This window comes from Anaeromicrobium sediminis, from assembly GCF_002270055.1.
GTDB lineage: Bacteria > Bacillota > Clostridia > Peptostreptococcales > Thermotaleaceae > Anaeromicrobium > Anaeromicrobium sediminis.
On the sequence record NZ_NIBG01000015.1, the window covers coordinates 31,899 to 57,850 of the forward strand.

Annotated in this window: 30 protein-coding genes and 1 pseudogene; 24 read left to right on the forward strand and 7 right to left on the reverse strand. The window is 31.4% G+C overall.

Features of this window, described 5'->3' with window-relative positions:
• Positions 1 to 14: 14 nt before the first annotated feature.
• The 3 genes from yaaA to dnaA all read right to left on the reverse strand — a co-directional run bounded on the left by yaaA (position 15) and on the right by dnaA (position 3,008).
• Positions 15 to 221: a S4 domain-containing protein YaaA gene (yaaA, locus tag CCE28_RS15085; protein WP_095134561.1), complete on the reverse strand. Its 207-nt coding sequence runs from the start codon at positions 219 to 221 to the stop codon at positions 15 to 17.
• A gap of 106 nt (positions 222 to 327) precedes the next feature.
• The gene (gene dnaN / locus CCE28_RS15090; protein WP_095134562.1) at positions 328 to 1,431 is read right to left on the reverse strand and encodes a DNA polymerase III subunit beta; all 1,104 of its coding nucleotides are present in this window, start codon (positions 1,429 to 1,431) and stop codon (positions 328 to 330) included.
• Between the two features lie 236 nt (positions 1,432 to 1,667).
• On the reverse strand, positions 1,668 to 3,008 hold the full coding sequence (gene dnaA / locus CCE28_RS15095) for a chromosomal replication initiator protein DnaA (RefSeq protein WP_095134563.1): 1,341 nt from the start codon (positions 3,006 to 3,008) through the stop codon (positions 1,668 to 1,670).
• Positions 3,009 to 3,589: 581 nt separating this feature from the next.
• On the opposite strand from dnaA, the gene rpmH reads away from it, so the two are divergent.
• The 9 genes from rpmH (at position 3,590) to noc (ending at position 11,092) form a co-directional block, all read left to right on the forward strand.
• The gene (rpmH, locus tag CCE28_RS15100) at positions 3,590 to 3,724 is read left to right on the forward strand and encodes a 50S ribosomal protein L34 (protein ID WP_095134564.1); all 135 of its coding nucleotides are present in this window, start codon (positions 3,590 to 3,592) and stop codon (positions 3,722 to 3,724) included.
• A gap of 82 nt (positions 3,725 to 3,806) precedes the next feature.
• A complete protein-coding gene (gene rnpA, locus CCE28_RS15105; RefSeq protein WP_095134565.1) occupies positions 3,807 to 4,142 on the forward strand; it encodes a ribonuclease P protein component in 336 nt (111 codons plus the stop codon).
• 18 nt (positions 4,143 to 4,160) lie between these two features.
• Positions 4,161 to 4,370 carry a membrane protein insertion efficiency factor YidD gene (gene yidD / locus CCE28_RS15110; protein ID WP_095134624.1) on the forward strand — a complete coding sequence of 70 codons (210 nt, stop codon included), beginning with the start codon at positions 4,161 to 4,163 and terminating at the stop codon, positions 4,368 to 4,370.
• A gap of 20 nt (positions 4,371 to 4,390) precedes the next feature.
• Entirely contained in the window at positions 4,391 to 5,056 is a 666-nt protein-coding gene (locus CCE28_RS15115; protein WP_242972991.1) for a YidC/Oxa1 family membrane protein insertase, read from the forward strand.
• A gap of 1 nt (position 5,057) precedes the next feature.
• A complete protein-coding gene (gene jag, locus CCE28_RS15120) occupies positions 5,058 to 5,675 on the forward strand; it encodes an RNA-binding cell elongation regulator Jag/EloR (RefSeq protein WP_095134566.1) in 618 nt (205 codons plus the stop codon).
• Between the two features lie 211 nt (positions 5,676 to 5,886).
• Entirely contained in the window at positions 5,887 to 7,272 is a 1,386-nt protein-coding gene (gene mnmE, locus CCE28_RS15125; RefSeq protein ID WP_095134567.1) for a tRNA uridine-5-carboxymethylaminomethyl(34) synthesis GTPase MnmE, read from the forward strand.
• 160 nt (positions 7,273 to 7,432) lie between these two features.
• Complete coding sequence (mnmG, locus tag CCE28_RS15130) at positions 7,433 to 9,325, forward strand: tRNA uridine-5-carboxymethylaminomethyl(34) synthesis enzyme MnmG (RefSeq protein ID WP_095134568.1); 1,893 nt, start codon at positions 7,433 to 7,435, stop codon at positions 9,323 to 9,325.
• Entirely contained in the window at positions 9,318 to 10,037 is a 720-nt protein-coding gene (rsmG, locus tag CCE28_RS15135) for a 16S rRNA (guanine(527)-N(7))-methyltransferase RsmG (protein WP_095134626.1), read from the forward strand. The genes mnmG and rsmG overlap by 8 nt, the downstream gene beginning before the upstream one ends.
• Before the next feature lie 251 nt (positions 10,038 to 10,288).
• The gene (gene noc, locus CCE28_RS15140) at positions 10,289 to 11,092 is read left to right on the forward strand and encodes a nucleoid occlusion protein (RefSeq protein WP_242972992.1); all 804 of its coding nucleotides are present in this window, start codon (positions 10,289 to 10,291) and stop codon (positions 11,090 to 11,092) included.
• Between the two features lie 37 nt (positions 11,093 to 11,129).
• Here the strand turns inward: noc and CCE28_RS15145 are convergent, their stop codons facing one another.
• A complete protein-coding gene (locus CCE28_RS15145) occupies positions 11,130 to 11,399 on the reverse strand; it encodes a TMEM165/GDT1 family protein (RefSeq protein WP_095134570.1) in 270 nt (89 codons plus the stop codon).
• A gap of 153 nt (positions 11,400 to 11,552) precedes the next feature.
• On the opposite strand from CCE28_RS15145, the gene CCE28_RS15150 reads away from it, so the two are divergent.
• From CCE28_RS15150 to CCE28_RS15175, 6 genes are all read left to right on the forward strand, one after another.
• On the forward strand, positions 11,553 to 12,326 hold the full coding sequence (locus CCE28_RS15150) for a ParA family protein (RefSeq protein ID WP_095134571.1): 774 nt from the start codon (positions 11,553 to 11,555) through the stop codon (positions 12,324 to 12,326).
• Entirely contained in the window at positions 12,327 to 13,184 is an 858-nt protein-coding gene (locus CCE28_RS15155) for a ParB/RepB/Spo0J family partition protein (RefSeq protein WP_095134572.1), read from the forward strand.
• 179 nt (positions 13,185 to 13,363) lie between these two features.
• Complete coding sequence (locus CCE28_RS15160; RefSeq protein ID WP_095134573.1) at positions 13,364 to 13,663, forward strand: hypothetical protein; 300 nt, start codon at positions 13,364 to 13,366, stop codon at positions 13,661 to 13,663.
• Between the two features lie 94 nt (positions 13,664 to 13,757).
• Positions 13,758 to 14,906, forward strand: a complete 1,149-nt coding sequence (locus tag CCE28_RS15165; RefSeq protein ID WP_095134574.1) for an aminotransferase class V-fold PLP-dependent enzyme — start codon at positions 13,758 to 13,760, stop codon at positions 14,904 to 14,906.
• 100 nt (positions 14,907 to 15,006) lie between these two features.
• A complete protein-coding gene (locus CCE28_RS15170; protein ID WP_095134575.1) occupies positions 15,007 to 15,504 on the forward strand; it encodes a DUF4446 family protein in 498 nt (165 codons plus the stop codon).
• A gap of 75 nt (positions 15,505 to 15,579) precedes the next feature.
• Positions 15,580 to 15,846 carry a YkuS family protein gene (locus tag CCE28_RS15175; RefSeq protein ID WP_095134576.1) on the forward strand — a complete coding sequence of 89 codons (267 nt, stop codon included), beginning with the start codon at positions 15,580 to 15,582 and terminating at the stop codon, positions 15,844 to 15,846.
• A 50-nt stretch (positions 15,847 to 15,896) separates the two neighbouring features.
• Here CCE28_RS15175 and yyaC read toward each other — a convergent pair whose 3' ends face one another.
• The gene (gene yyaC, locus CCE28_RS15180) at positions 15,897 to 16,487 is read right to left on the reverse strand and encodes a spore protease YyaC (RefSeq protein ID WP_095134577.1); all 591 of its coding nucleotides are present in this window, start codon (positions 16,485 to 16,487) and stop codon (positions 15,897 to 15,899) included.
• A 133-nt stretch (positions 16,488 to 16,620) separates the two neighbouring features.
• Here yyaC and aroE point away from each other — a divergent pair, with 133 nt between their 5' ends.
• From aroE to CCE28_RS15205, 5 genes are all read left to right on the forward strand, one after another.
• A complete protein-coding gene (gene aroE / locus CCE28_RS15185; RefSeq protein ID WP_095134578.1) occupies positions 16,621 to 17,475 on the forward strand; it encodes a shikimate dehydrogenase in 855 nt (284 codons plus the stop codon).
• Between the two features lie 24 nt (positions 17,476 to 17,499).
• Entirely contained in the window at positions 17,500 to 17,934 is a 435-nt protein-coding gene (gene aroQ / locus CCE28_RS15190; protein WP_095134579.1) for a type II 3-dehydroquinate dehydratase, read from the forward strand.
• A 173-nt stretch (positions 17,935 to 18,107) separates the two neighbouring features.
• Complete coding sequence (locus CCE28_RS15195) at positions 18,108 to 19,454, forward strand: TIGR00366 family protein (protein ID WP_095134580.1); 1,347 nt, start codon at positions 18,108 to 18,110, stop codon at positions 19,452 to 19,454.
• Between the two features lie 128 nt (positions 19,455 to 19,582).
• Positions 19,583 to 20,293, forward strand: coding sequence for a glycerophosphodiester phosphodiesterase (locus CCE28_RS15200; protein ID WP_095134581.1), 711 nt, complete (start codon positions 19,583 to 19,585; stop codon positions 20,291 to 20,293).
• 49 nt (positions 20,294 to 20,342) lie between these two features.
• Positions 20,343 to 21,482, forward strand: a complete 1,140-nt coding sequence (locus CCE28_RS15205; protein WP_095134582.1) for a glycerate kinase family protein — start codon at positions 20,343 to 20,345, stop codon at positions 21,480 to 21,482.
• A 40-nt stretch (positions 21,483 to 21,522) separates the two neighbouring features.
• Here CCE28_RS15205 and CCE28_RS15210 read toward each other — a convergent pair.
• Positions 21,523 to 21,912 (reverse strand): annotated as a pseudogene (locus CCE28_RS15210) (DUF5714 domain-containing protein); the annotation flags it as partial.
• 102 nt (positions 21,913 to 22,014) lie between these two features.
• Between CCE28_RS15210 and CCE28_RS15215 the strand changes: the two are divergent.
• The 3 genes from CCE28_RS15215 to CCE28_RS15225 all read left to right on the forward strand — a co-directional run bounded on the left by CCE28_RS15215 (position 22,015) and on the right by CCE28_RS15225 (position 24,002).
• Positions 22,015 to 22,467 (forward strand): spore coat protein, encoded by a 453-nt coding sequence (locus CCE28_RS15215; RefSeq protein ID WP_095134584.1) that lies wholly within the window; start codon positions 22,015 to 22,017, stop codon positions 22,465 to 22,467.
• 271 nt (positions 22,468 to 22,738) lie between these two features.
• Positions 22,739 to 23,161: a PPC domain-containing DNA-binding protein gene (locus CCE28_RS15220; protein ID WP_095134585.1), complete on the forward strand. Its 423-nt coding sequence runs from the start codon at positions 22,739 to 22,741 to the stop codon at positions 23,159 to 23,161.
• Positions 23,162 to 23,273: 112 nt separating this feature from the next.
• Entirely contained in the window at positions 23,274 to 24,002 is a 729-nt protein-coding gene (locus CCE28_RS15225; RefSeq protein WP_095134586.1) for a hypothetical protein, read from the forward strand.
• Between the two features lie 44 nt (positions 24,003 to 24,046).
• Here CCE28_RS15225 and CCE28_RS15230 read toward each other — a convergent pair whose 3' ends face one another.
• Positions 24,047 to 24,769, reverse strand: coding sequence for a lysophospholipid acyltransferase family protein (locus CCE28_RS15230; RefSeq protein ID WP_095134587.1), 723 nt, complete (start codon positions 24,767 to 24,769; stop codon positions 24,047 to 24,049).
• A gap of 107 nt (positions 24,770 to 24,876) precedes the next feature.
• On the opposite strand from CCE28_RS15230, the gene CCE28_RS15235 reads away from it, so the two are divergent.
• The gene (locus tag CCE28_RS15235) at positions 24,877 to 25,824 is read left to right on the forward strand and encodes a calcium/sodium antiporter (protein ID WP_095134588.1); all 948 of its coding nucleotides are present in this window, start codon (positions 24,877 to 24,879) and stop codon (positions 25,822 to 25,824) included.
• Positions 25,825 to 25,952 lie beyond the last annotated feature (128 nt).

Sequence of the window (25,952 nt, forward strand, 5' to 3'; positions counted from 1 at the left end):
TGCACCCCTTGAAATTAAATAACCTCAATTAACTCGCCTTCAACTTGAACTCTATCTCCTTTGTATATCTTTTTACCACGCCTAGTTTCTACTTCCCCATTAACAGTAACTTCTCCTGATGTTATAAGGAACTTTGCATGACCACCCGTTTGAACCACTGCTGAAAGTTTTAATAATTTATCTAACTGAATGAATTCTCCGTTAATCTTAATTTTATCCATAATTTTTCCTCCTGTATATTAATCACCTAATTTAGTATGTGATTTATTTAATATAATTAAACCCACTCCAAACTCTTAAAAGGGACTCTTAAGAGCCCCTTTAATTTTATTCAACTATTCTAACTGGTAATATTAAGTAAGTGTAGTTTTCATTGTCTGTAGGTTTTATAATACAAGGACTTACATTAGTTGTAAATTCCAATTGAATCTGTTCACTATCTATTATTTTTAAAGCATCTATAAAGTATTTTGAATTAAATCCTATATCTAAATCATTTCCCTCTAAATCTATATTTACACTTTCTAGTACATTTCCTATTTCTGCGTTTGAAGTTATAGTAAGTTCTTCATCTCTTACGGAGAATTTCACTAAATTGTTTTTTCCCTCTTTTGCAAGTAAGGATGCACGCTCTATACTATTTAGTAACTCCTTTGTATTTACATTTAGTCTAGATTTATAGTCTGTAGGAATAATTTGTTTGTAATTAATAAATTCTCCTTCTAATAATCTAGAAACTACTTTAGTATTATTCATATTAAATAATATGTGCTTATCTGTGATATAAATTCTAACCTCTTGACCTTCTTCTTCTGATAATAAACGGTTTATTTCATTTAAGGTTTTTGCTGGAATAACAGCCTTTCCTTCAAAATCACTTTTTATGCTAGCCTCCCTTAAAGCCAATCTGTATCCGTCTAGGGCAACCATGTTTATAGTTTCCGGTTCTAATTTCATAAGAACACCCATTAAAATAGGCCTTGTTTCATCTATGGCAGTGGCAAATACTGTTTGTCTGATCATGTTTTTTAATAGGTCCTGTGAAATAGTATATTCATAATCTTCTTCTACTTCTGGTAGATCAGGAAAATCTTCTGGATTTTGTCCCAGCAATGTAAACTCTGAGTTTTTACATCTTATAATTGTTTTATTATTATCTTTTACTTCTATTTCTATATTATCATCAGGAAGCTTTCTTACAATGTCTCCTAAAATTCTAGCTGATAATACAAGAGAACCTTCTTCTATTATTTCTGCTTCTATATAATTTTCAATTCCTATTTCCAAATCCGTTCCAACTAATTTTAATTTATCATTATATGCTTCAAGTAAAATCCCTTTTAAAATAGGTAGATTGCTTTTAGATGAAATTGCTTTTTGGACAGTTCCTATTCCAGAAGCTAATACTTTTTGGCTACAAATAAACTTCATTTGTGGATAACCTCCTTTTGCTTTTAAACATAAATAAATATAAATTTTTAGTAGTAATAGTAGTAGGGCCTGTGAATTTGTGGATAAGTGCTTTTTTCTTTAAAATACTAACAGTTATCCAATATAATAACTTGTTAATATATATCTAATAGTTATCCACATATTCTACTATACCCCATGATGTATAAGTTATTAACATTTTATTAAGAAAGAATACACACCTAATTGTGAATTAATTATTTCTCTTTTATATCCTTTATAATGACCTCCATTTTTTCTTTAACATTAGAATCTTTTTCAATATCCTTTGATATTTTTTCATGGGCATGTATAACAGTAGTATGATCTCTTCCTCCAAATTCTTCACCAATCTTAGGAAGGGATAGATCTGTTAATTCTCTACTTAAATACATGGCAATCTGTCTAGGATAGGCAATGGATCTAGGTCTTCTTTTAGAGCTAAAATCTTCTAATTTTATAGAATAGTGCTGTGCAACTACTTCCTTTATAAGTTGTATATTTATTTGTTTAGGCCTATTAGACGAAATAATATCCTTTAGAGCTTCTGTAGCAAGTTCAATAGTCACATCCTTATTTGTTAAGGATGAATAGGCTACAATTCTTATTAGTGCCCCTTCTAATTCTCTAATATTAGATTGAATCTTCTTTGCTATATAGTGCATAACTTCATTTGGTACGCTAATACCTTCTATTTCGGCCTTTTTTCTTAAAATTGCTATTCTAGTTTCAAAGTCTGGAGCTTGAATATCAGTAATAAGACCCCATTCGAACCTTGAACGTAGACGATCCTCTAGGGTAGGTATTTCCTTTGGTGGTCTATCACTAGATATGATAATCTGCTTATTAGCTTCATGTAGAGCATTGAACGTATGGAAAAACTCTTCTTGAGTACGTTCTTTACCAGCTATAAACTGAATATCATCTATTAAAAGTACATCTATATTTCTATACTTATTTCTAAAAGCTTCATTCTTATCATCTCTAATGGAATTGATAAGTTCATTTGTAAATTTCTCAGAAGAAACGTATACCACTTTAGAACTAGGATTTTGTCCTAAAATAAAGTGACCAATAGCGTGCATCAAGTGAGTTTTACCAAGTCCAACACCACCATATAAAAAGAGAGGGTTGTAGGCCTTAGCAGGAGCTTCTGCAACGGCTAATGAAGCAGCATGAGCAAATCTATTACTATTACCGATTACAAAGGTATCGAATACGTATTTAGGATTCAAATTTAAATTGTCAAATTGCTCTGCTTGTACTATCTTTTTTTCTGTAGATTTAGATGCTTTTAAATACGACTCACTACCTGGTATGGTGAATTCTAAGTTGTACTCCTTAGAAGTAATTTGTTTTAAAGCATTTGAAATTAAACTAGCATATCTTGCCTCTAAAATTCCTTTAGAGAAATCATTAGCTACAGCTAAAACTATGCGATCGTTGTGAAGGGCTATGGGTTCTATAGGCTTTAACCAAGTATTGTAACTAACCTCAGTAAGTTCTGTTTTTAAAAGATTTAAAGCCATTTGCCATATTTCACTTAAATTAGTGTTCATAGGATAACCTCCTTAAGGAAAAAATATAAATATATGATAAAAAAATTAAATTTTTAATGAATATCCACAAATTATACACAGAAAATGTGGATAATTTTTTCAAAAACAACAAAATGTGAGTATAATTTTTAAAAAGTGGGAAATTAATAACCTTGTGGATAGTTTATGGATAAAATGTTGAAATAATGCCAAAAAAAAAGCTTGTACACAATGTTATTAATAACTTTTAAGAATTATTAACAGGAAATAAGTATTGTAATTACTGATTGTCTACAAGTAACCATATAGTTATACACAGATTTATCCACACAGTGTGTATAACTGTTGATATGTGAAATGATTTTTTAACATATTAACAATTTTTATTTAATGATATCAAATAAAGTAGACCTTTTCAATCATATACACGAATTTATCCACAACAAAAAAACTAGGGTGGATAAATTTGTCCACATAACTGTAGAAAATATCCAGCTTGACAGATTATTCTTATGAAGTTATAATAATTTAGTAATGTCAATTTTAAAGTAAATTTGGTTAGTATCATATATATAGGTGAATTGAGAAGGGGGTGTTCTAAAATGAAAAGAACTTATCAACCAAAAAAGAGACAGAGAAAGAAAGAGCATGGATTCAGAAAAAGAATGAAGACTGCAGCAGGAAGAAACATATTAAAAAAACGTAGAAGAAGAGGCAGAAAAAGTTTGACTGCATAAGGCCGCATAATTAGTGGCCTTTTTCTATAATTTCTATATATTATAGGAAAATTCAAATTATCTTTTGAAAGAAGGCTAATAAATGAAGGAAACTTTACGATTAAGAGATAAGAAAGTATTCGGTAGAATATATAAGAAAGGGTCTTCTTTAGCCAATAAGTATTTAGTGTTGTTCTTTATGAAAAACGACTTAGATGTAAATAGAGTTGGTTTTATCGCAAGTAAAAAAGTTGGAAAGAGTACAGTAAGAAATAGAGCAAGGCGATTGATGAAAGAAAGTTTTAGAAAATTTGAAATACAATTAGAAAAAGGTTATGACATAGTAATAATAGCCAGAAAAAATATAGTAGATGTTTCAGGGAATGATGTTGATAAAGCCATGAAACATGCTTTAAAGAAGTCTAAACTACTTAAATAGGTGAAAATATTGAATATAATGAAGGAAATTCTAATATTCATGGTGAAGTTATATAGAAGGTATATCTCACCATTGAAAAAACCATCTTGTAGATTTTATCCTACCTGCTCCCAATATGCCCTAGAAGCTTTAAAAAAGTATGGTGCATTTAAAGGGAGTTATTTGGCTATAAAAAGAATTTTAAAATGTCATCCTTTTCATCCAGGTGGTTATGATCCTTTAAAATAGATTGAGTGGGAGGTAAACACATGATAACAGCAATAGCTAAGCCCTTAGGTATGTTACTTAATGTATTATATTCTGTAGTGGGAAATTATGGAGTCGCCATAATATTATTTACATTAGTAGTTAAACTTTTCTTATTACCTTTGACGTTCAAGCAGTTGAAGAGTACTAGTAAAATGACAGAAATTCAACCAGAGTTGAAGAAAATACAGGAAAAGTATAAGAATGATAAAGAAAAATTAAATCAGAAGACTATGGAGTTATACCAAAAGCATAAAATAAATCCTGTTGCAGGATGTTTACCTTTATTAATACAAATGCCTATATTATTTGGTTTGTTTGCCGTGTTAAGAGAGCCAGGAACTTATGCTGGAGAAGCTATTTTAACGGCTAGTATGGAACCATTTTTATGGATGAGCAGTTTAAAGGAACCAGACTTATGGATACTTCCAATATTAGCAGCTGTAACTACGTATTTTTCAATTAAGAGTAGTTCGGGAGCAAATTCACAAGCTGCAGAAAATCAAACAATGAAGACTATGAATATGATTATGCCAGTTATGATTTTATTTTGGGGACGTGGATTTCCAGCAGGACTATGTCTATATTGGGTAGTGAGTAATCTATTCCAAATGGTACAACAGATGGTGATGCCTAAGCCAGGAACATCTAAGGAGGAATTGAGTTAATATGAAGTTCACAGAAAAGACAGGAAAAACTGTAGAAGAAGCTGTGAAAAATGCCCTTGAAGAGCTAAACGTAGGAAGAGAAGAAGTCGATATTGAAGTATTAGAAGTACCAAGCCGTGGCATTTTCGGATTAATAGGGACTAGACCAGCAAAGATAAAAGTTACTGTTATAGATAATCCAGAAAAAAAAGCGACAGAATTTCTAGAAGATATGTTAGAAAAAATGAACATAGTAGCAAAATATAGAACTAAATTAGAAAATAATACTCTAAACCTAGAAATTATAGGAAGTAACATGGGTGTATTAATAGGTAAAAGAGGACAGACGTTAGATGCTATCCAATATCTTGTAAGTTTAGTAGTAAATAAAGAACGAGATGAATATGTAAGGGTAGTTTTAGATACTGAAAACTATAGAAGAAAAAGAAAACAAACCTTAATAAAATTAGCAAATAAATTGGCATATAAAGCAAAATCTACTAGTAGAGATGTGGTTTTAGAGCCAATGAACCCATATGAAAGAAGAATAATTCATGCTGCTTTACAAAACCACCCACATGTGGTTACAAAGAGTAAAGGTGAAGAGCCTTTTAGAAAAGTAGTAATTGAAGTAAAATAAATTAACTAAAAACCCAGTATATTTTACTGGGTTTTATTATTGTGAAGAATTAATGAAATACATATATGGAATAATATAAAGAAGTAATAGGATAATACTCTTTACAAAAGACCGTATTTTAATATAAATTATAGTTTAGGACTTAGAGATAGAATAAATCTAATCTCTTAACCCTAAACACTAAACCAAGGAAAGAAAAAATAGAGGTGATATAATGGCAGAAAATACTATAGCAGCCATAGCCACTGCTCCTGGGGAAGCAGGAATTGGAATTGTTAGACTGAGTGGAGAGAAATCAATCCATATTTTAGATAAAATATTTAAACCTACTAAGAAAAATTCAATAAGGGACTATGAGCCTAGGAGAATAACCCATGGAAAGATAATAGATCCTGATACACAAAAGATAGTAGATGAAGTATTAGTAACTTACATGAAAGGGCCTTATACATATACAGCAGAGGATGTAGTTGAGATAAACTGTCATGGTGGTATGGTTCCTGTAAAAAATATATTGGATCTTGTTTTAAGACAAGGAGCTTTCATGGCTGAGAGGGGAGAATTTACTAAGAGAGCCTTCTTAAATGGCAGAATAGACCTTTCTCAAGCTGAAGCAGTAATGGATATAATAAAAGCAAAAACATCCACTGGATTTGATGTGGCCCTTAATCAATTAGAAGGAAGTCTATCTAATGAAGTTAAGGCTATTAGACATGATTTATTGGAAGTACTAGCTCATATAACTGTTAATATAGATTTTCCTGATGACGATATAGAGGAACTTACATATGACAAACTGGAGCAAGATTCTATTAAAATACTTGAGAAAATAGATAAATTACTAGATACGGCCCACACTGGAAAAATATTAAAAGAGGGCTTAAATACAGTTATAATTGGGAAACCAAATGTGGGAAAATCATCCTTAATGAATGCTCTACTTAAGGAATCTAGAGCCATAGTTACAGATGTTCCTGGAACTACTAGGGATATTATTGAAGAGATCATAAGTGTTAAGGGAATTCCTTTAAGAATAACAGATACGGCTGGTATTAGAGAAACGGAAGATGTGGTCGAAAAAATAGGTGTAGAGAGAAGTAAAGAATCCTTTAATAAGGCAGATTTAGTAATATTTATATTAAATGCATCAGAGACATTATCCATTGAAGATAAGGAAATAATGGATAAGTTACAACATAAAGAAACTATAGTATTAATGAATAAAACGGATTTACCTAATGTAATAGATTTAGACGAACTTAAAGAATTATTACCAGGGAAAAGTATTATACCAATTTCTGTGAAGGAAAATAAGGGGTTAGATTTACTTGAAGATAAGATTGTTAATATGGTATATGAAGGTAAAGTACAAAGGCACGAGGACTCTTTAGTGACGAATGCAAGACATAAAAGAGCCTTAGAAGTGGGTAAAACTAGTATGGAAGAAGGCATAGAGGCCATAAGATCAGGTCTTGCCCTAGATTTTGTAGAAGTTGATATTAAAAACTGTTGGGAATCATTGGGAGAAATAACAGGTGACACCACATCTGAAGACATGCTAGATAGGATATTTAGCTCATTCTGTATAGGAAAATAATTATAGATTTGTTGTGTTAAAGTAAGCTTATTTGGGCCTACTTCAGGAAAAGATATTAAATTTTTTTTCCTTCGTAGGCAAGTTAGTGTATAGATTTAATTGACATATATAAATAAGATAGGCGTGAAAAATTCATAAACCTATAAAGGGAGGATTAAGCGTGGAAAGATACGTATCAGGAAATTATGATGTAATAGTTGTTGGAGCTGGACATGCAGGGTGTGAGGCTTCACTGGCAGCAGCACGTATGGGGTGCTCTACTTTATTATTATCTATAAACTTAGATTCAATAGCTATGATGCCTTGTAATCCATCTATAGGAGGAACGGGAAAAGGCCATTTAGTTAAAGAGATAGATGCCCTAGGTGGAGAAATGGGACTTAATATAGATAGGTCCTTTATACAAAGTAAAATGTTGAATACGGCAAAGGGTCCAGCTGTACACTCATTAAGAGCTCAAGCTGATAAAAACCTTTATCATAGGGAAATGAAAAAAGTATTAGAGGAAGAAGATAATTTAGAAGTTAGACAGGCAGAAGTAATTGAACTTTTAGTTGAAGATAATGTGGTTAAAGGTGTAGTTACTAAAACTGGAGGCGTATATAATGCTAAGTCTGTAATATTATGTACGGGAACTTATTTAGGTGGAAAGATATTCATAGGTCAAATGAGTTATACTAGTGGTCCTAATGGTTTATCTGCTTCTTTAGACCTAACAGATAGCTTACAAAATCACGGTCTTAAGATGAGAAGATTTAAAACGGGAACTCCTGCTAGATTAGATAGTAAAACATTAGATTTTAGTAAAATGGAAGAACAACCAGGGGATGAAAAAATAGTTCCTTTCTCTTTTATGAACAAGGAACTTAGTGTTAAGCAAGTGCCATGTTGGCTTACATATACGAATAATGAGACCCATGAGATTATAAAGAATAACCTTCATCGTTCAGCCATGTATTCTGGAGACATAGAGGGAACTGGACCAAGATACTGTCCATCTATTGAAGATAAGGTAGTTAGATTTTCAGAAAAGCAAAGACATCAACTATTCGTTGAACCAGAAGGACTTCACACCAATGAAATGTATATTCAAGGTATGTCTACAAGTTTACCTGAAGATGTACAATTAGCTTTTTATAGAAGTATTCCAGGACTTGAGAATTCTAAAATTATGAGACCAGCTTATGCAATAGAATATGACTGTATAGATCCTCTTCAATTGAAGTTAACTTTAGAATCTAAGGAAATAGAAGGATTATTTTCTGCTGGTCAATTTAATGGAAGTTCTGGATATGAAGAAGCTGGAGCACAAGGTCTAATAGCAGGTATAAATGCATCTTTAAAGATTCAAGGAAAAGAACCATTTATACTAGATCGTTCAGAGGCTTATATAGGTGTTTTAATAGATGATTTAGTAACTAAAGGTACTAATGAACCTTATCGAATGATGACCTCTCGTGCAGAATATAGATTAGTTCTTAGACAAGATAACGCAGATTTAAGATTAACTGAGAAAAGTTATAGGGCAGGTCTTGCATCTAAAGAAAGATATGAGGCTCTATTAGAAAAAACGAAGAATATAGATGCTGAAATGGAAAGATTAAAAGACGTTAAGATAAAACCTAGTGTAGTAAATGAATATTTAGAGTCAATAGGTACGGCACCTTTAAGTCAAGGAATGTCCTTATATGATCTTTTAAAGAGACCACAAGTTACATATAAAGAAATAGCTTTTGCTGATGAAAATAGACCAGAACTAGATAGATTTGTCATAGAACAATGCCAAGTTCAAATCAAATATGATGGATATATTAAAAAGCAATTAAGACAGATAGATCAGTTTAAGAAACTTGAAATGAAGAAATTAAGACAAGAAATAGATTATTTAAAAATAGAAGGGTTAAGGCTTGAAGCAAGACAAAAGCTTGATGAAATTAAACCCCTATCTGTAGGGCAAGCTTCTCGTATTTCAGGAGTATCTCCAGCAGATATATCTGTACTATTAGTTTACTTAGAGCAACAAAGGAGAAAGAGAAGTGGAAAAGATGACTAATGAACAAATATTAAAGGAAGGCTGTGAAAAGTTAGGTCTTTCTATAGATGATAATAGGATAAATAAGCTCATTAAATATAAGGACATATTAGTAGAGTGGAATAAGTTTATGAATCTTACAGGTATAACAGAAGACAGGGAAGTGATGATAAAGCACTTTCTAGACTCCCTATCTTGCCTGTCACTAGATTACATAAAGAAAGATTCTAGTGTGATAGATGTGGGAACAGGAGCAGGATTCCCTGGAATACCCATTAGAATATATCATGATGAGGTTAAATTAACATTATTAGATTCCTTAAACAAGAGGATAAAGTTTTTACAGGAAGTTTGTACTCAAAATAATTTAGACAATGTGGACTTTGTCCATGGAAGAGCTGAAGATATAGGAAAGAAAAAAGAATATAGAGAAAAGTATGATATAGCTGTTGCAAGGGCTGTGGCAAGATTAAATGTGTTGTGTGAATACTGCCTTCCCTTTGTAAAAGTGGGAGGATACTTTATCTGTCAAAAGGGACCAACTATTAATGAAGAACTAGAAGAAGGAAAGAAGGCTATAAGTATACTAGGGGGAGAATTAGTTGAAAAGGTAGATATACATATTCCTTATACGGACTTAAGTCATAATGTAGTAGTAATAAGGAAAGTAAAAAATACTCCTAATAAATACCCTAGGAAAGCGGGAACTCCAAATAAAAATCCTTTAATATAAAAGTTAGTGCTTAAATTAGGGTTAAAAGTCTTTGTGGATAACCATTCTAAGAAATTAACCCTAATTGTTGATAAAAAATCGGTGGGACGTTTAATTCACATGTGGATAAGTAGTAAAAGACAAAAATCTCTATTTATCCACATGTGAATAAGAATTATTCTAAAAACTTACACAAAATATTCATTATAAGAAGGAACATTAATATTTTTGACGAATAGTTATTACAATTAGATATTAAGAGGAGAAGAGTAATGATGATAAGAGACGGAAACGCTAAAGTGGTAGAGATTCCAGTTAATTTAATTTCCCCAAATCCATATCAACCAAGAAGAATATTTAATAAAGCACATATAGAAGAATTAAGCGAATCTATTAAATGTTATGGAGTATTACAACCCATTAGCGTTAGGAATTTAGGAGAAAATAGATATGAATTAGTAGCTGGAGAAAGAAGATTAAAAGCTACAAAGCATGCTGGATTAGAAACTATCCCTGCCATAGTTAGGAATATGACAGATGAAGATTCTGCTGTATTAGCTTTAATAGAAAACCTTCAAAGGGAAGATTTAAATTTCATAGAAGAGGCTCTAGGATATGAAAACTTAATGAAAGATCATAACTTTACTCAACATGATGTGGCAAAAAAAGTAGGAAAGAGTCAGTCTACTATAGCCAATAAGCTAAGAATATTAAAGTTACCAGAAGAAGTTAAGGCATCGCTTATAGAACATGGTCTTACAGAAAGACATGGAAGGGCTTTATTAAAGCTCCATGATGAAAAGTTACAACTTATGGTTTTAAAAGAAATCATAGATAAAGATTTAACTGTAAAAAAGACTGAGGATAGAATAAAAAGCATATTAGAAGAGTTTAGAGAAGAAAAAGACGACAACAAAAGGAAGATAAAAAGTGCCTTTAATTTTAGAATATATTTAAATACTTTAAAGAATGCATATAATGCCATAAAGGATACGGGACTTAAGGCTGAATATAATCAAAAGGACAAGGGTGAATATATAGAAGTAACTGTAAAGATACCCAAAGATCAAGGATAGGTGACCATATGGTCACCTTTTATAATCTATAGATAAATTATAATTTCCCTATTATAGTTAATGTACCAATTATTATAAAGGCTGAACCAGCTGCTAATCGAAGGTAGAACGGAGGTACATACCTGGTTATGTAACTTCCTAAAGTAACAGCTAAAAAGGAACTTAACATTAAGGCGATAGAACTACCTAAAAAAACTGGAAGCCGAGATTTACATTGAGTAGCAAGCATCATAGTTTGAAGTTGAGTTTTATCTCCAAGCTCTGCTAAGAATACCATCCAAAAGGCAGTTAACATTATTTTGAACATGAGCTTTCCTCCCATATATTCTTTTCATACTACTATTTCTATTCTCTAAAATGAAAAAATATAACAAATAAAAGAATAGATGAAAAAGAAGGAATAATCATATATTTTACCGAAATTTATAGTAATTAATAAATATTTTTCGGGGTGATAAATATGGGTAAAGTCATTGCAGTGTTTAACCAAAAAGGTGGAGTTGGAAAGACAACAACAAATGTGAATTTAAGCGCCTGTCTTGCACAACTGGGTAAAAAGATATTAGTAATAGATATAGACCCTCAAGGGAATACCACTAGTGGTTTTGGTATAGACAAGAATAGTTTAGAAAGTAGCATGTATGATATTCTGCTAGAAGAGAGTAGTGCCTTAGAATCAATAATAGATACGGAATGTGATAACCTACAATTAGTTCCTTCTAGTACTGAATTAGCAGGAGCCGAAATTGAGCTTACTACTTTAGAAAACAGAGAAATAATTTTGAAAAATGCTATAGATAGTGTGAAAGATCAATATGACTATGTATTTATAGATTGTCCGCCATCTTTAGGATTATTGACAATTAATGCATTAACAGCTGTAGATAGTGTATTAATCCCTATACAATGTGAGTATTATGCTCTAGAGGGAGTAAGTCAACTTATGAATACTATAGAACTAGTAAGAAATGGTCTAAATCCTAATTTAGAGATTCAGGGGGTAGTTCTTAGTATGTTTGATGGACGTACTAATCTATCTATACAAGTTGTTGATGAAGTTAAAAAGTATTTTAGAGGAAAGGTGTACACCACATTAATACCTAGAAATGTTAGATTGGCAGAAGCACCTAGCCATGGACTACCTATAATAGAATATGATCCCAAATCCAAGGGCGCAGAAGCTTATAATGACTTTGCTGAAGAATTTTTAGAATTAGAAGAGGACGTGATATAGTTGGCTAAAGGAAAGAGAGGATTAGGTAGAGGATTAAATGCCCTTATTCCAGAAAGTAATAAAAAATCAGATGGAATTAAAGGGAGTATATTGAAAATAGACATAAGTAAAATAAAAGCTAATAAGGACCAACCTAGAAAATATTTCGATGAAGAGAAGATAGATATTCTTTCAGACTCTATAAAAAAACATGGTGTAATTCAGCCAATAATAGTAAAAACTATGGGAGATAAATATGAAATAATAGCAGGAGAAAGAAGATTTAGAGCTGCTAAGGTTGCGCAGCTAAAGGAAATACCTTGTATAATCAAAGATGTGGAAGAGAGAGATGTAGTAGAAATAGCTTTAATTGAAAATTTACAAAGGGAAGATTTGAATCCTATTGAAGAGGCAATTGCCTATAGAAATTTGATGGACAAGTATAAATTGACTCAAGAAAACATATCTTCTGCTGTAGGTAAAAGTAGATCATATATAGCCAATACTATTAGATTGATAAACTTACCTGACATTGTGAAAGAAGAAGTGATTAGGGGTCAAATAACAAGTGGACATGCTAGGGTATTATTGAGATTTACAGATGAACATATACAAAAGGACATAATGGAAAAGGTAATAGAAAATAATCTATCTGTTAGGGAATTAGAGAAGCTTGTAGGTGACTTATTAGAAGAAAAAGAAATAAAGGAAAAAGTACAAAAGAAAAAGGATGCTACCCTATTATATTTAGAAGATAATTTAAAAAGCCTGTTAGGAACTAAAGTTAACATAGTTAAAGGGAAGAAAAAGGGAAAGATAGAAATTGAGTATTATAGCGATGATGAATTAGATAGAATATTAGAGTTCTTACAAAAATAGATAATGTTTCACGTGAAACATTATCTTTTTTTGGGGTATTACTTATATACAACCAACTAATCCTATAGAAAAACCTTATAGTTTAAAAAAAACTATAAGGTTTTTCTATATTACTCTTTTGATAAAAATTGTAAAAGATTATAATATATATGGTAAAGTGAAAATAGGGAGGAATAAGAATGGATTTTTATACTGAATCGTTACTAAACATACCTGAGGAAATATCAGAGGTTCCTTTTACTAAGATGGAAGAGAGAATAAAAGAGGAACTTAAAGAAGACTTTATGAAATTAAAAGAAAGAGTTGGTGAAAAATACTTTGAAAAGTATTTTAATAGCCTTATTAGAATAAATAAACACGAGAAAGATTTGCTTATAATAACCTCTAGTGAAAGTTACAGGTCCATTATAATGAGAGAATTTTTTAATCACATTAAAGAAGTGTTTAATGTGAATAATATAATAATAGCAAAACAATAAATTAGCAGAGTGTTTCATGTGAAACACAAGAGACAACAATAAAAGAAACGACTCTCTTACAAAGTGCATAATATAGTATGAAAGGAGTGGTTTGATGATCTACTTAGATAACGGAGCTACTAGTTTTCCTAAACCAGAAAGTGTTTATGTAGCTATGGATGACTGTATGAGAAACTATTGTGCTAATCCTGGGAGAGCAGGACATAAACTTGCATTAAAAGCCGGTAGAGAGATACACAAAACTAGGGGATTAATTTGTAAATTATTCAATATAGAAAATCCTATGAGGGTAATATTCACTTCTAATGCAACGGATTCTTTAAACTTAGGAATAAAAGGTTTTTTAAGAAGGGGAGATCATGTTATAACTACTAGTATGGAGCACAACTCTGTCATAAGACCTATTAAGGCATTGGAAAAGTATGGTGTGAGAAATACTGTGGTTCAATGTGAAAAAGATGGAACTCTTAATATAAAAAATCTAAAAAGAGCCATAAGACATAATACTAAAATGATAGTTATGACTCATGCATCCAATGTTACGGGTACATTAATGCCTATAGAAGAGGTAGGTAGTATTGCTAAAAGTAGAAATATTATATTTTTAGTAGATGCAGCTCAAAGTGCAGGTATATATGATATAGATGTACAGAAGATGAATATAGATATGTTAGCCATGCCAGGACATAAGGGTTTATTAGGTCCTCAGGGTACTGGAATTTTATATGTAAGAGAAGGTTTGAATATAAGACACTTAAAAGAAGGTGGAACAGGAAGCAAATCAGAATCCCTTGTTCAGCCAGATATAGCTCCAGATAAATATGAAAGTGGAACTAATAATACTTGTGGAATAGTAGGTTTAGGAGCGGGAATAGAATTCCTACTAGAAGAGGGATTAGAGAAAATAAGAAACCATGAAAAAGAATTAACGGGGTATATGATAGACGAATTAAAAAAAGTAAATAGGGTTAAAATATATGGTCCTGCGGACTCTAATAAACAAGGAGCAGTTATATCCATGAATTTAGAAGGTTTAGATTGCTCTGACGTAGGTTATATTTTGGATAGGGATTTTGACATAGGTGTGAGAACAGGTCTTCATTGTGCTCCATTAGCCCATAAGACTATAGGTACCTTAGAAGAAGGAACAGTGAGACTTAGTATAGGGTATTTTAATACTAAAGAAGATATAGATAAAGCCGTAGATGCTATTAAAAAAATAAGTGAAGAATTAAATAAATAGACCCATATGACTATGGGTCTATTTCATTGGGGATGCTTATCTAATTATAGGGATAACTGTCCCTTTTGTGCTATAATAGAGAGGTTAGAGGAGGGATAAAATGAATGATATTATGAATCTTATGGAACTAAATACAGGAGCTCTTATTTTAGGACTTATTTTATTAAATATTATAATGCTTGTGTTCATATTAGTTCAAAGAAAAGGAATAAACACGCTTAATAAGAGATATAATAAATTAAGTGATGGACTAGACAATAAAAGTCTAGAAGAAATTGTATCTAAATATTATGATCATATTAAGTTTTTATTAGAAGAAAATAATAAAAAAGAAGAAAGATTAGAAGAGTTAAGCAAAATTATAAAAACGTGTGTTCAAAATATAGGAATCGTACAATATAATGCTTATGATGATGTGGGTGGCAATTTAAGCTTTAGTATGGCTCTATTAGATGGAAATTATAATGGTATAATATTTACTAGTTTATATGGAAGACAGAATACGGTTACATTTGGTAAGCAAATTAAAAATAAAGAACCACAGACAAATCTTTCCGATGAGGAAAAGAAAGCATTAAAAATGGCTATAAACTCTTAAAATACTAGGAAAAAATTAACTATCATAGTATAAAAGATAAACCTTCTAGCAATAATAGTTCTAGGAGGTGTGCCTATGCCAAAGGTTGTAGCAATTCCCAATAATCTTGAACAAATAGGAAGAGAGTTAGATGCCAGAGGATATGAAGTGGTTCATGATAGGTATGATGGATATGTAGATGCTATACTTTATGATAGTAGAGAAAGTTCTTTGGCTTATTTAAATAACTACGACAATGTTTTAGATATGGAAAGAGGAGCAATTGTAGTAGATGTACACAATAAAGGTTTAAGAGATATAATATATGCTATAGAGCATAGAAGTTATGAAGGATTGTTTTAGATAAAAGGGATATAAAAGTTTCATACGAAACTTTTATATCCCTTTCACTTTTAAAATAAATTACTTTGTTTTGGTTTATTAAAACTCCAAAGACAATGGCGAATCCCTTCTGAAATAGTATCTGCCATTTTCATGACCAAATTAAGACGTGTATTTTGAAGAACTATGTATTCCATAAAACCACTTAGATTAACTATTCCCGTAACATATATATCACCTACGGCTGGTAGGGATTTATTTACTCCTGCTCCAGGACGTATAGAACCACTACCTACTTTAATATGACCTATTCTAGTGGACTTGCCTAAACAGGCATCAATGGCTATAACAAAAGGTTTATTGTAGTTAGAATATATGTCTTCAATACTATCCTTTAGATTTTTTGCATGAACGGGATTATCTAAAGTTCCATGAACATAGAAATTTGGAATCATTCTAGAATAACGTTCTAGCTTGTACCCAACTAATGGACCTAAAGAATCACCTGTGGATCTGTCTGTTCCAATACACATAATTATAATTTCTTCATAACTATCCGTATAATGAGTCTCAAAACACTCTTTAAAGGCTCTATTGAAATTTAAGTAAGGCATATTCCCATTTACATCAATAGATGGGGTTGAAAGTTTCTTATCAAACATGAAATAGTTTGTCCTCCTATCATAGGAAAATATATATTAAGAGTATTCCCTAAACAGCATAGAAAATACGTGGATAAATGATTAAAAAAGTGGTATTGTATAGAATAAGAAAAAGTCTAAAGGGGTTGATAGTATGAATCATAGGATAAAAGGAAGTACCAAGTTATATGCAGTTATAGGAGACCCAATAAATCATAGTTTATCGCCAGAGCTACACAACACTCTATTTGATTATGAAGAAAAGGACTCTGCTTATATACCACTTAAGATAAGATATGAAGAATTAGGGGCGAATATACATACTTTAAGAAATAATTTATATGGGTTTAACATAACTAAGCCACATAAGCAAAATATAATTAAATATTTAGATCAGATGGATGAGAATTCAAAGGTATATAATGCAGTAAATACAGTAAAAGTGGAAAGTGGCAAACTGATGGGATATAATACGGACGGTTATGGGTTTTCAAAGAGTATAGAACATTTAGATTTAGAAGAAAAGAAAGTATTATTGTTAGGTGCCGGTGGAGCTGCAAGTGTAGTTTTATATGAATTACTTAAAAAGGGTGCTTGTGTACATGTTAAAAATAGAAGTAGAAACAAAGCTGAGGATATGGTAGAAAATATAATAAAGTTTAGTAGTAATAAGGATATACATATATGTGATGAAATAAATGATAGCTACTATATGATAGTGAATTCCACACCGTTAGGAATGGGTGAGTATAAAGGGGTTATGCCTATAGATGAAATTCATTTAGAAAATGTGAAAGTAGCCTATGATTTAATATATAATCCCTATCACACAGAGTTTTTAAAAAGGGCTAAAGAAAAGGGAGCACAAGTTATAAATGGATTTGAAATGTTATTTTATCAAGGAATAAGAGCACAAGAGATTTGGAAAAATGAAAAAATCAATGAAGAGCTAGTTATGAAGGTATACAAGGATATTAATAAATATTTTGAAGATAAGTTTAGAGATTAAAATCATATTAAAGGGGAGTAGAAGATGAATGTATTAGTAATCCATGGACCAAATTTAAATATGTTAGGAATAAGGGAAAAAAGTGTATATGGAGAAAAGAGCTTTGAAGATATAAATGATTTAATAATAGAAGAAGGAAATAAATTACATATAAACATAGAAATATATCAATCAAATATAGAAGGTGAAATAATAAATAAAATCCATGAAGCCTATGGGAATAAGGATGCTATAGTTATAAACCCTGCGGCTTTTACCCACTACAGTTATGCCATAAGGGATGCCATAGGTTCAGTTAATATACCTACAATAGAAGTTCATCTATCTAATATACATAAAAGGGAAGAATTTAGAACTAAATCCGTAACAGCGCCTGTTTGTATAGGCCAAATAAGTGGCTTTGGGTATAATTCATATTTATTAGCTCTTCGTAGTCTAAAAATGACGAAAAATAGCTAAAAACGTTGAAAAATACAGGATTCATAAAAATGCGAATTACTTACTAATTACTAGTAAATGGAAGAAAAACATGATTAAATGAATAAAACTGACCTAAACCTATTCTTGTATAAAGAATAGGTTTTTAATTATAATAGGGGGCGAGAAATACTATATTATTCGGGGGTGGGGCAATGTTTAAAAAACTGACAAAATTTTGTGTAGGATTAGTGCAAAGGTATTTACCAGATCCCTTCTTGTTTGCCGTAATACTTACTTTATTAGTATTAGGCCTAGGTATGGTTACTACTGGACAAGGATTTATGCCTATGATAAATCATTGGAGCAATGGATTTTGGAAGCTATTAGCATTTTCAATGCAAATGTCACTAGTACTAGTAACAGGACATACATTAGCTAATGCACCATTAATTAAAAACGTGCTTAAACGTTTAGCTAGGATAGCCAAAACTCCAACACAGGCGATTATGGCCGTTACTTTCATATCAACTCTAGCATGTTGGATAAATTGGGGATTTGGATTAGTTGTAGGAGCTTTATATGCCAGACAATTGGCAAAAGAGGTAAAGGGTGTAGACTATAGACTTTTAATAGCTTCAGCCTATTCTGGATTCTTAGTATGGCACTCTGGCATATCAGGGTCTGTACCGCTTAAGCTAGCTACAGGGGGAGCTGACCTAGCCAAAGTAACTAATGGAGCCGTTACAGAAGCTGTAGCCACATCACAAACTATTTTTTCAAGCTTTAACTTAATTATATTTGGAATAATACTTGCTACTATGCCTTTTGTAAATAAGGCAATGCATCCTAATAAAGATGAAGTAATAGCTATTGATCCTAAGTTATTAGAGGAAGAAGAAGCAGCAACAATGGAAAAGAGTATGACACCAGCAGATAAAATGGAAAATTCGCCTATACTATCTATCCTAATAGGTCTTATGGGAATGAGTTATGTGGTGTATTACTTTAGTACTAATGGATTTAAACTAAATTTAAATATAGTTAACTTCATGTTCTTGTTTGTAGGTATTCTATTACATGGAACGCCAAGAAGATTCTTAGATGCAGTGTCTACTGCGGCTAAGGGTACAGCAGGAATAATACTTCAATTCCCATTTTATGCAGGTATTATGGGTATGATGGTAGGAGCTAGTGCTGAGGGAGTATCCTTTGCAGGGGTTATATCTAACTGGTTTGTAAATATATCTACTGCAACAACTTTCCCGCTATTTACTTTCTTAAGTGCAGGTATAGTTAACTTCTTTGTACCTTCTGGAGGAGGACAATGGGCAGTTCAGGCACCTATTATGATGCCAGCAGGAGCGGCCCTTGGAGTGGACACTGCAAAAACAGCCATGGCTATAGCGTGGGGAGATGCATGGACTAATATGATTCAACCGTTCTGGGCATTACCAGCATTAGGAATAGCAGGTCTTGGCGCCAGAGATATAATGGGATTCTGTATAATAGATTTACTATATACAGGAGTAATAATAGCTGCAGGATTAATGTTCTTATAAAAAATAGCTGTGAGGAAACTCACAGCTTTTTTTAGTTTTATATTTAACATAAAGTATTTATAATTAAATAAATATACTAATAAACTAAAAATATACAAGAAAAAATCATCAAAAATAATGGAGGGGTTATGAATAAAATAATAGCTCATAGGGGTTGGTCTAGTAGAGCACCAGAGAATACTATATCTTCAATTAAACTAGCCCTTGAAGAAGAAAGAATTGATATGATTGAAATAGATATACATTTGACTAAAGATGATGTTGTTGTAGTATCTCATGATTTTGTATTAGGGAGGACTTCTAATGGAAAAGGAAGAATTAGTGATTATACTTATGAAGAATTGATGCAATTTGATTTTGGAGCTTGGTTTTCTGAAAAGTATAATGGGGAGAAGATTCCAACCCTAGAAAAAGTACTAAATATTATAGATGGGAAGAAAACTTTAATTGTTGAGATAAAAAAAGATAACCGTAATTATCCTAACATGGCGGAACAATTGTGTAAATTATTAAAGGACTATAAGCACAAAGATAAAGTCCTTATAAAATCCTTTAACCATGAAGTGATAAAAGATATACATCATATGGATGATGAAATAAATATAGGCATGTTAATTGATGGAATGCCTAATTTAGTCCTAGAAAAGGTAAGGAAGTTAAATGGATCTTTTGTTTCCATGTCATTTGAATATATTGATAGAGAGTTAGTAAAACAATTAATAAAAAATAATATTCAAGTAATGGTATGGACTGTAAATGAAAAGGAAGACATTCATCGTATAAAAGAAATAAGTGATAGAATAGGCATTATTACAAATTATCCTGAAAAAGCATTTTAGAGAAAGTTTTATTTTGTTTACTTTTTTTATTTAACTAGGAGGTATATGAATGAAAATTTTAATAGGAACAGATTCCTTTAAAGGAAGCATGACATCCTTAGAGGTGGCTAATTATTTAGAAAAAGGATTTAAATATATAGATAAGAATTTAGAAATAATAAAGGTTCCTATTTCAGATGGTGGAGAAGGTATGATAGATGCCTTAATAGGGAATGACAATGGTATAAAAGTTCAATTGAAAGTAGTTGGACCCTTAGGAAGAACTATAGATTCATTCTACGGTATATCAGGTAATGGTAATACAGCATATATAGAAGTGGCCACTGCAATTGGATTATATTTATTAGATGAACATGAAAGGAATCCCTTAAACACATCATCTTTTGGTGTAGGTCAATTAATATTACATGCTGTAGAAAATGGATGTAAAAATATCATAGTCGGATTAGGAGGAAGTTCTACTAATGATGGTGGAATGGGCATGGCTAGAGCATTAGGCGTGAAATTTTTAACTTCAAATGGTGATGAACTAATTGGATGTGGTAGTGATTTAGAAAAAGTTCATAAAATTGATCTTTCTAGTATGGATAAAAGACTTAAAAATATAAGTTTTAAAATAGCTTGTGACGTGGATAATCCTTTAACAGGAAAAAATGGAGCAACCCATATTTTCTCACCTCAAAAGGGAGCAGATGAGAAAATTATTTGCCAGCTAGAAAAGGGTATGTTAAATTATGAGTCTATTATAGAAAAGGACTTAAATATAGAAGTATCTCAAATAAAAGGTGGAGGAGCCGCTGGTGGTTTAGGGGTAGCCTTCGTTACTTATTTAAATGGTGAAATGGAACAGGGAATAAAACTAGTTATAGATGAGATTGGATTAGAAGAAAAAATTAAAAGGGCCCATTTAGTTATTACGGGTGAAGGTAAAATAGATAATCAAACCTTATACGGAAAAGTACCTGTTGGAGTGTCAGTTCTGGCTAAGAAGCATAATAAAAAGACTATTGCCATTGCAGGGAAGGTAGAAATTGAAAATGAAGATCTAAAGTCCTTTGGTATAGAGGACATAATATGTATAACACCTGAAAATCAAAGTATAGAAGAGGCAATGGCAAAGGCAAAAGAAAATACTTTTAATATAGCTAAAGTAATTTATGAAAAGCATTTAATGAAGGTACACGTATAGTATGTTTTTTAGCTATATTAAAAAAATTATATTAAGATTCCTATGCATTTCCATAATAAGAGAATTTAGTTTTTCTACATCCATAGGGATGGTGATGACTATCCTCACAGTTAATATTTAAATCATAAGGTAAATTTATTTCAAGATGTTCATTAGCTAGTTTACAACTTAAAACTAAAGCTGTACCCATGAAATTTTTACAACAACAGGGAACTGTTTCCCGGGCAATAGATTCAATGACTTGAGATATAATATGCATAGTCAAAGAAGTTTCTTTATCCTTAGGACAAGCTGCACCTAGGATCACACTAAAACTAGCTCCGATAGCAGGTGCTATTCCACAAATACTTGTTAAGCCACAATAAGCTCCTATGGATTGTCTTTTAGTTCGATTAAGAGCGTTTTCAATTTTTCGATCTGTAATTATAATATAATTTCATAAATTAGGTAATATTATGTTTCACGTGAAACATAGTATTATTATGAATAAAATTCTTTAATAAAACAAAACTAGAAGTAGGAGGTGCTTTTTATGGAATTAAGCATAAAAGAAAAACTACTTTTAGAGGATCAAAGGGACAATGAGGCTGTATGTGTGAAAACATACACAGAATATAGTAATAGAGCTGATGATTCTGTCCTTAAAAACATATTTGCGGATCATGCCAAGGTTGAACAGGAACATTATGATACTTTAACTAAAATATTAAATGGTCAAGTTCCACCTATGGCACAGGGACAAAAACAAGATAATAAATATCAATTTAAAGGTATACATACAACTGGAACAGATAATGATAAATATTTGTGTGAAAATGTATTAGTAGCAGAGAAATACGTTTCATCTAATTATGATACGGCCATATTTGAATGTGGGGATCATAATATAAGACAAATATTAAATCACATTCAAAAGGAAGAACAAGAACATGGAGAGCATATATATAATTATATGCAGAGTAGAGGAATGTATAATGTTCAATAAAAAGTAGTTATTTAACTACTTTTTACTTTGTGGGAAAATATAACATTATCAAAACTGGGGATAAGTAAAAAAGGAAGGGGGTGTGGGGGAAGGATTCCCCTGCCTCTTTAAAGGAGGGTGCTCAGCAACTTTAGTTGCGTCGAAGGGAACCATCGGGTTCCATAGCGAAGCATACGAAGTATGCCTTTTTTATTTGTGAAAAATTGAAACTACTCAAAAGGGGATTTGATATAATAGAAATTAAGTTAGTTCCAAAAAGGAGATGATTTCTATGAAGTGTGTAAAGAGGGGAAGTAAGTATTTTGTAAGAATTGATAAGGGACAAGAAGTTGTTAGTTCATTAAAAAACTTTTGTGAAGAAAACAATGTAAAATTAGGTTCTGTAGTGGGGATAGGGGCCACTGATAAAGTTACGATAGGCTTATTTAATACGGACACTAAAGAGTACCATAATAAAGAACTTGTTGGAGAGTATGAGATTACAAACTTAACAGGAAATATATCTACTAAAGAAGAAGAAGTATACCTTCACTTACATATAACTCTTGGAGATGAGGAGTATAAGGCCTTTGGTGGCCATTTAAATGAGTGTTGGATAAGTGGAACCTGTGAACTTGTAGTAGATGTAATTGATGGACAGATAGAGAGAATTTTTGATGATTATTGTGGACTTAACGTATTAAAGATAGATTAATCTAGAAATATATTATAAATAGAGTTTTTTTTAAAACTCTATTTTTTTGTGTCTAAATAGTATCGAAAAGAGGGGCTCGTGTCGTATTATAATACAAAGGAGGAGTATTAAATTGGTGGGACGTATTGCTACAGGACTATTTCAAGGTTTAGCTGCTGAGGCATTCATAAGTAACTATAGGAAGAGCAATAAGGGGAAACAGATTCAAAGAAGATGGCATAGGATGTTTGAAAATATCCATGGTCAGTCTATAGGGTTAAACAGAAAAACGGTACAACACATTGGCTCAACCAGTTCTGTAAAAAGATATTTTTACAAAACCTTTGAACCAATGGCAGGAATAGTCACTACAAGGGACTTGTCCATGGCAGTAGGTATAGAACTTTCTGACAGAGACATAAGAGTCAGACCCCATGATGTGAGACAGTTATCTAGAGCCATAAGAAATGAATGGATAAAGATACTCATATCTACGGAAGTTATACAGGATGCCATGTCAGTACTGGGGAAAAATGTTAGAGACCATCTAGAAGACGATCATGATAAGAATGAAATAGAAGAGACTATAGGAGATAGAGTAAAATTAAGAGAAGCATATTTTAAAACATATCACCAGGAAGAAGAAGATGACATAGTAAGGGTAGGGTATAACTATAATGCCCTTACAACTGATGTAACTACCAATAAATTTAAAGCTGATATAAAAACTAATAAATTTTCTGGGTTTGAAATGGGCTTTTACAGAAAAGGATATGACTATACTTTAATAAGTGATGAAGAAGAAAGAAAGTTTCATACCATGAATAAGAAATATACAAGAGAATATATACATTTTAAATAAAAAATCTTAAGAACACATAAATAAAGTTCCTAAGATTTTTTCATTTAATTAGATAATAAATTTTTTCTAACGGCCCCTTCTACCTGATCATTTAAAAGAGCTTCTTCCTCTTTTGTAATATTATCAGTAAATATAGGTTCACAAAAAGTTAGATTCACCTTTGCTGGAGTAATTTTTTTACCATCATTAGCTTCAAAAACTTTATAAGTTCCATTTATACATACGGGAACTATAGGTACTTTAGCCTTTGTAGCAAGTTTTAAACTTCCCTTTTTAAAATCCTTCATTTCAGAAGATTTACTTCTAGTACCTTCTGGAAATATTATTAGAGAATGGCCTTCTTTTAAAAGAGCAATCCCATCTTTAATAGCTTGAAGAGATTGTCTTTTATTACCCCTATCTATAAATATACATCTTGTAAGTTCCATCCATTTTCCAAATACGGGAATTTTGCCTAATTCTTTTTTTGCAATAAAACTAGTAGGTTTAGTAATAACAGAAAATAATACGGGAATATCAAAATAACCTTGGTGGTTAGACACAAATACAACAGGGCCATCTGGTATATTTTCTAATCCTGTAGTTTCAATTTCAACACCACTAGATTGTATAATTTGCTTTGCCCAATTATTAGTAGTTTTACTTATTAAATCAGCTGATGCTTCGACTTCGCCTTTTTTTTGAAGTTTTTCCAACTTCATCTTTGTAGGAGTTAAAAGGGCCAAGTCAAAAATAAATTTAGAAGCAACATAAAATGTTCTAAACATGATCACCCTCCTCTATTAATAACATAATAACATAAATAATAATAGAATAAAAATCCATCCATTGATAAAAACTACATTAAGTAGAACATAAGAAAAGGAGCTAAAATATGTATTATATATTATTAGTATTAGGATTTATTTTATTAATAAAAGGAGCAGATTTTTTTGTAGATGGGGCATCTAGTATAGCTAAATTATTAAAGGTGCCACCTGTTTTAATTGGTCTTACTATAGTGGCCTTTGGAACCAGTTCTCCAGAAGGAGCCGTTAGTATTAGAGCTGCCATAAATGGAAACAATGGTCTATCTTTGGGAAATATTATAGGAAGTAATATGTTTAATATGTCCTTAGTAATAGGCATAGCAGCAATAATAATTCCACTTAAAGTAGAAATGCAGACTATTAAAAAGGAAATCCCCTTTACTTTATTGGCAGCCATAGTTGTTGAAATACTAATGGCTGATGTATTTCTTAATAAGCAAGACACTAATATGTTATCAAGGTCAGATGGATTAGTACTTTTATGTTTCTTTATCATATTCATGTATTATTTATTTGAAGTGGCCATGAAAAGCAGAGAAAATTATGAGGAAGAATTTCATGAAGTTAGTAAAGGAAAAAGTATAATCTATACTATAGCAGGGTTAATAGCAATACTAGTTGGAGGAGACTTAGTAGTAAAAAGTAGCTCTAAAATAGCCTTGGCTTTTGGAATGAGCGAAACATTAGTTGCCATAACTATAGTATCCTTAGGTACTTCACTACCAGAGTTAATCACATGTGTTACGGCTGCTAGAAAGGGATATAGCGACATGGCCGTTGGAAATATAGTAGGTAGTAATATATTTAACACCCTATTTGTATTAGGAACATCAGCTACAATAAATCCATTGGTTGTGGAAAGTGGATTAAATATAGACGTAGGATTTATGGTTATATATACTTTCTTACTATTAATATTCTCCATACTACATTATAAGATTGTAAGATGGGAAGGAGCCCTATTAGTTCTATCTTATGGAGGTTACATAGTGTATGTTTTAGGAAACAAATAAAAGTCAATTCTTATGAATTGGCTTTTTTTACGTTTATTTTCTAAAGGGATCTATGTTGTTGTGATAAATGGTACAAGGTATTTTAAATATTATTGTTTTAAAAAAGAAACAAACGACATACATATTAA

What these genes read in the sequence shown, in the direction of transcription:
- CCE28_RS15205 (WP_095134582.1), top strand. Translation starts at nt 20,343, where the DNA reads ATGAAAATTTTAATAGGAACAGATTCCTTTAAAGGAAGCATGACATCC.
- CCE28_RS15175 (WP_095134576.1), top strand. Translation starts at nt 15,580, where the DNA reads ATGCCAAAGGTTGTAGCAATTCCCAATAATCTTGAACAAATAGGAAGA.
- CCE28_RS15215 (WP_095134584.1), top strand. Translation starts at nt 22,015, where the DNA reads ATGGAATTAAGCATAAAAGAAAAACTACTTTTAGAGGATCAAAGGGAC.
- rpmH (WP_095134564.1), top strand. Translation starts at nt 3,590, where the DNA reads ATGAAAAGAACTTATCAACCAAAAAAGAGACAGAGAAAGAAAGAGCAT.
- CCE28_RS15195 (WP_095134580.1), top strand. Translation starts at nt 18,108, where the DNA reads ATGTTTAAAAAACTGACAAAATTTTGTGTAGGATTAGTGCAAAGGTAT.
- rsmG (WP_095134626.1), top strand. Translation starts at nt 9,318, where the DNA reads ATGACTAATGAACAAATATTAAAGGAAGGCTGTGAAAAGTTAGGTCTT.
- aroE (WP_095134578.1), top strand. Translation starts at nt 16,621, where the DNA reads ATGAATCATAGGATAAAAGGAAGTACCAAGTTATATGCAGTTATAGGA.
- CCE28_RS15230 (WP_095134587.1), bottom strand. Translation starts at nt 24,769, where the DNA reads ATGTTTAGAACATTTTATGTTGCTTCTAAATTTATTTTTGACTTGGCC.
- CCE28_RS15160 (WP_095134573.1), top strand. Translation starts at nt 13,364, where the DNA reads ATGGATTTTTATACTGAATCGTTACTAAACATACCTGAGGAAATATCA.
- yyaC (WP_095134577.1), bottom strand. Translation starts at nt 16,487, where the DNA reads ATGTTTGATAAGAAACTTTCAACCCCATCTATTGATGTAAATGGGAAT.
- noc (WP_242972992.1), top strand. Translation starts at nt 10,289, where the DNA reads ATGATGATAAGAGACGGAAACGCTAAAGTGGTAGAGATTCCAGTTAAT.
- CCE28_RS15145 (WP_095134570.1), bottom strand. Translation starts at nt 11,399, where the DNA reads ATGTTCAAAATAATGTTAACTGCCTTTTGGATGGTATTCTTAGCAGAG.
- CCE28_RS15235 (WP_095134588.1), top strand. Translation starts at nt 24,877, where the DNA reads ATGTATTATATATTATTAGTATTAGGATTTATTTTATTAATAAAAGGA.
- CCE28_RS15220 (WP_095134585.1), top strand. Translation starts at nt 22,739, where the DNA reads ATGAAGTGTGTAAAGAGGGGAAGTAAGTATTTTGTAAGAATTGATAAG.
- dnaA (WP_095134563.1), bottom strand. Translation starts at nt 3,008, where the DNA reads ATGAACACTAATTTAAGTGAAATATGGCAAATGGCTTTAAATCTTTTA.
- yaaA (WP_095134561.1), bottom strand. Translation starts at nt 221, where the DNA reads ATGGATAAAATTAAGATTAACGGAGAATTCATTCAGTTAGATAAATTA.
- CCE28_RS15170 (WP_095134575.1), top strand. Translation starts at nt 15,007, where the DNA reads ATGAATGATATTATGAATCTTATGGAACTAAATACAGGAGCTCTTATT.
- CCE28_RS15150 (WP_095134571.1), top strand. Translation starts at nt 11,553, where the DNA reads ATGGGTAAAGTCATTGCAGTGTTTAACCAAAAAGGTGGAGTTGGAAAG.
- aroQ (WP_095134579.1), top strand. Translation starts at nt 17,500, where the DNA reads ATGAATGTATTAGTAATCCATGGACCAAATTTAAATATGTTAGGAATA.
- dnaN (WP_095134562.1), bottom strand. Translation starts at nt 1,431, where the DNA reads ATGAAGTTTATTTGTAGCCAAAAAGTATTAGCTTCTGGAATAGGAACT.
- CCE28_RS15200 (WP_095134581.1), top strand. Translation starts at nt 19,583, where the DNA reads ATGAATAAAATAATAGCTCATAGGGGTTGGTCTAGTAGAGCACCAGAG.
- rnpA (WP_095134565.1), top strand. Translation starts at nt 3,807, where the DNA reads ATGAAGGAAACTTTACGATTAAGAGATAAGAAAGTATTCGGTAGAATA.
- yidD (WP_095134624.1), top strand. Translation starts at nt 4,161, where the DNA reads ATGAAGGAAATTCTAATATTCATGGTGAAGTTATATAGAAGGTATATC.
- jag (WP_095134566.1), top strand. Translation starts at nt 5,058, where the DNA reads ATGAAGTTCACAGAAAAGACAGGAAAAACTGTAGAAGAAGCTGTGAAA.
- CCE28_RS15115 (WP_242972991.1), top strand. Translation starts at nt 4,391, where the DNA reads ATGATAACAGCAATAGCTAAGCCCTTAGGTATGTTACTTAATGTATTA.
- CCE28_RS15165 (WP_095134574.1), top strand. Translation starts at nt 13,758, where the DNA reads ATGATCTACTTAGATAACGGAGCTACTAGTTTTCCTAAACCAGAAAGT.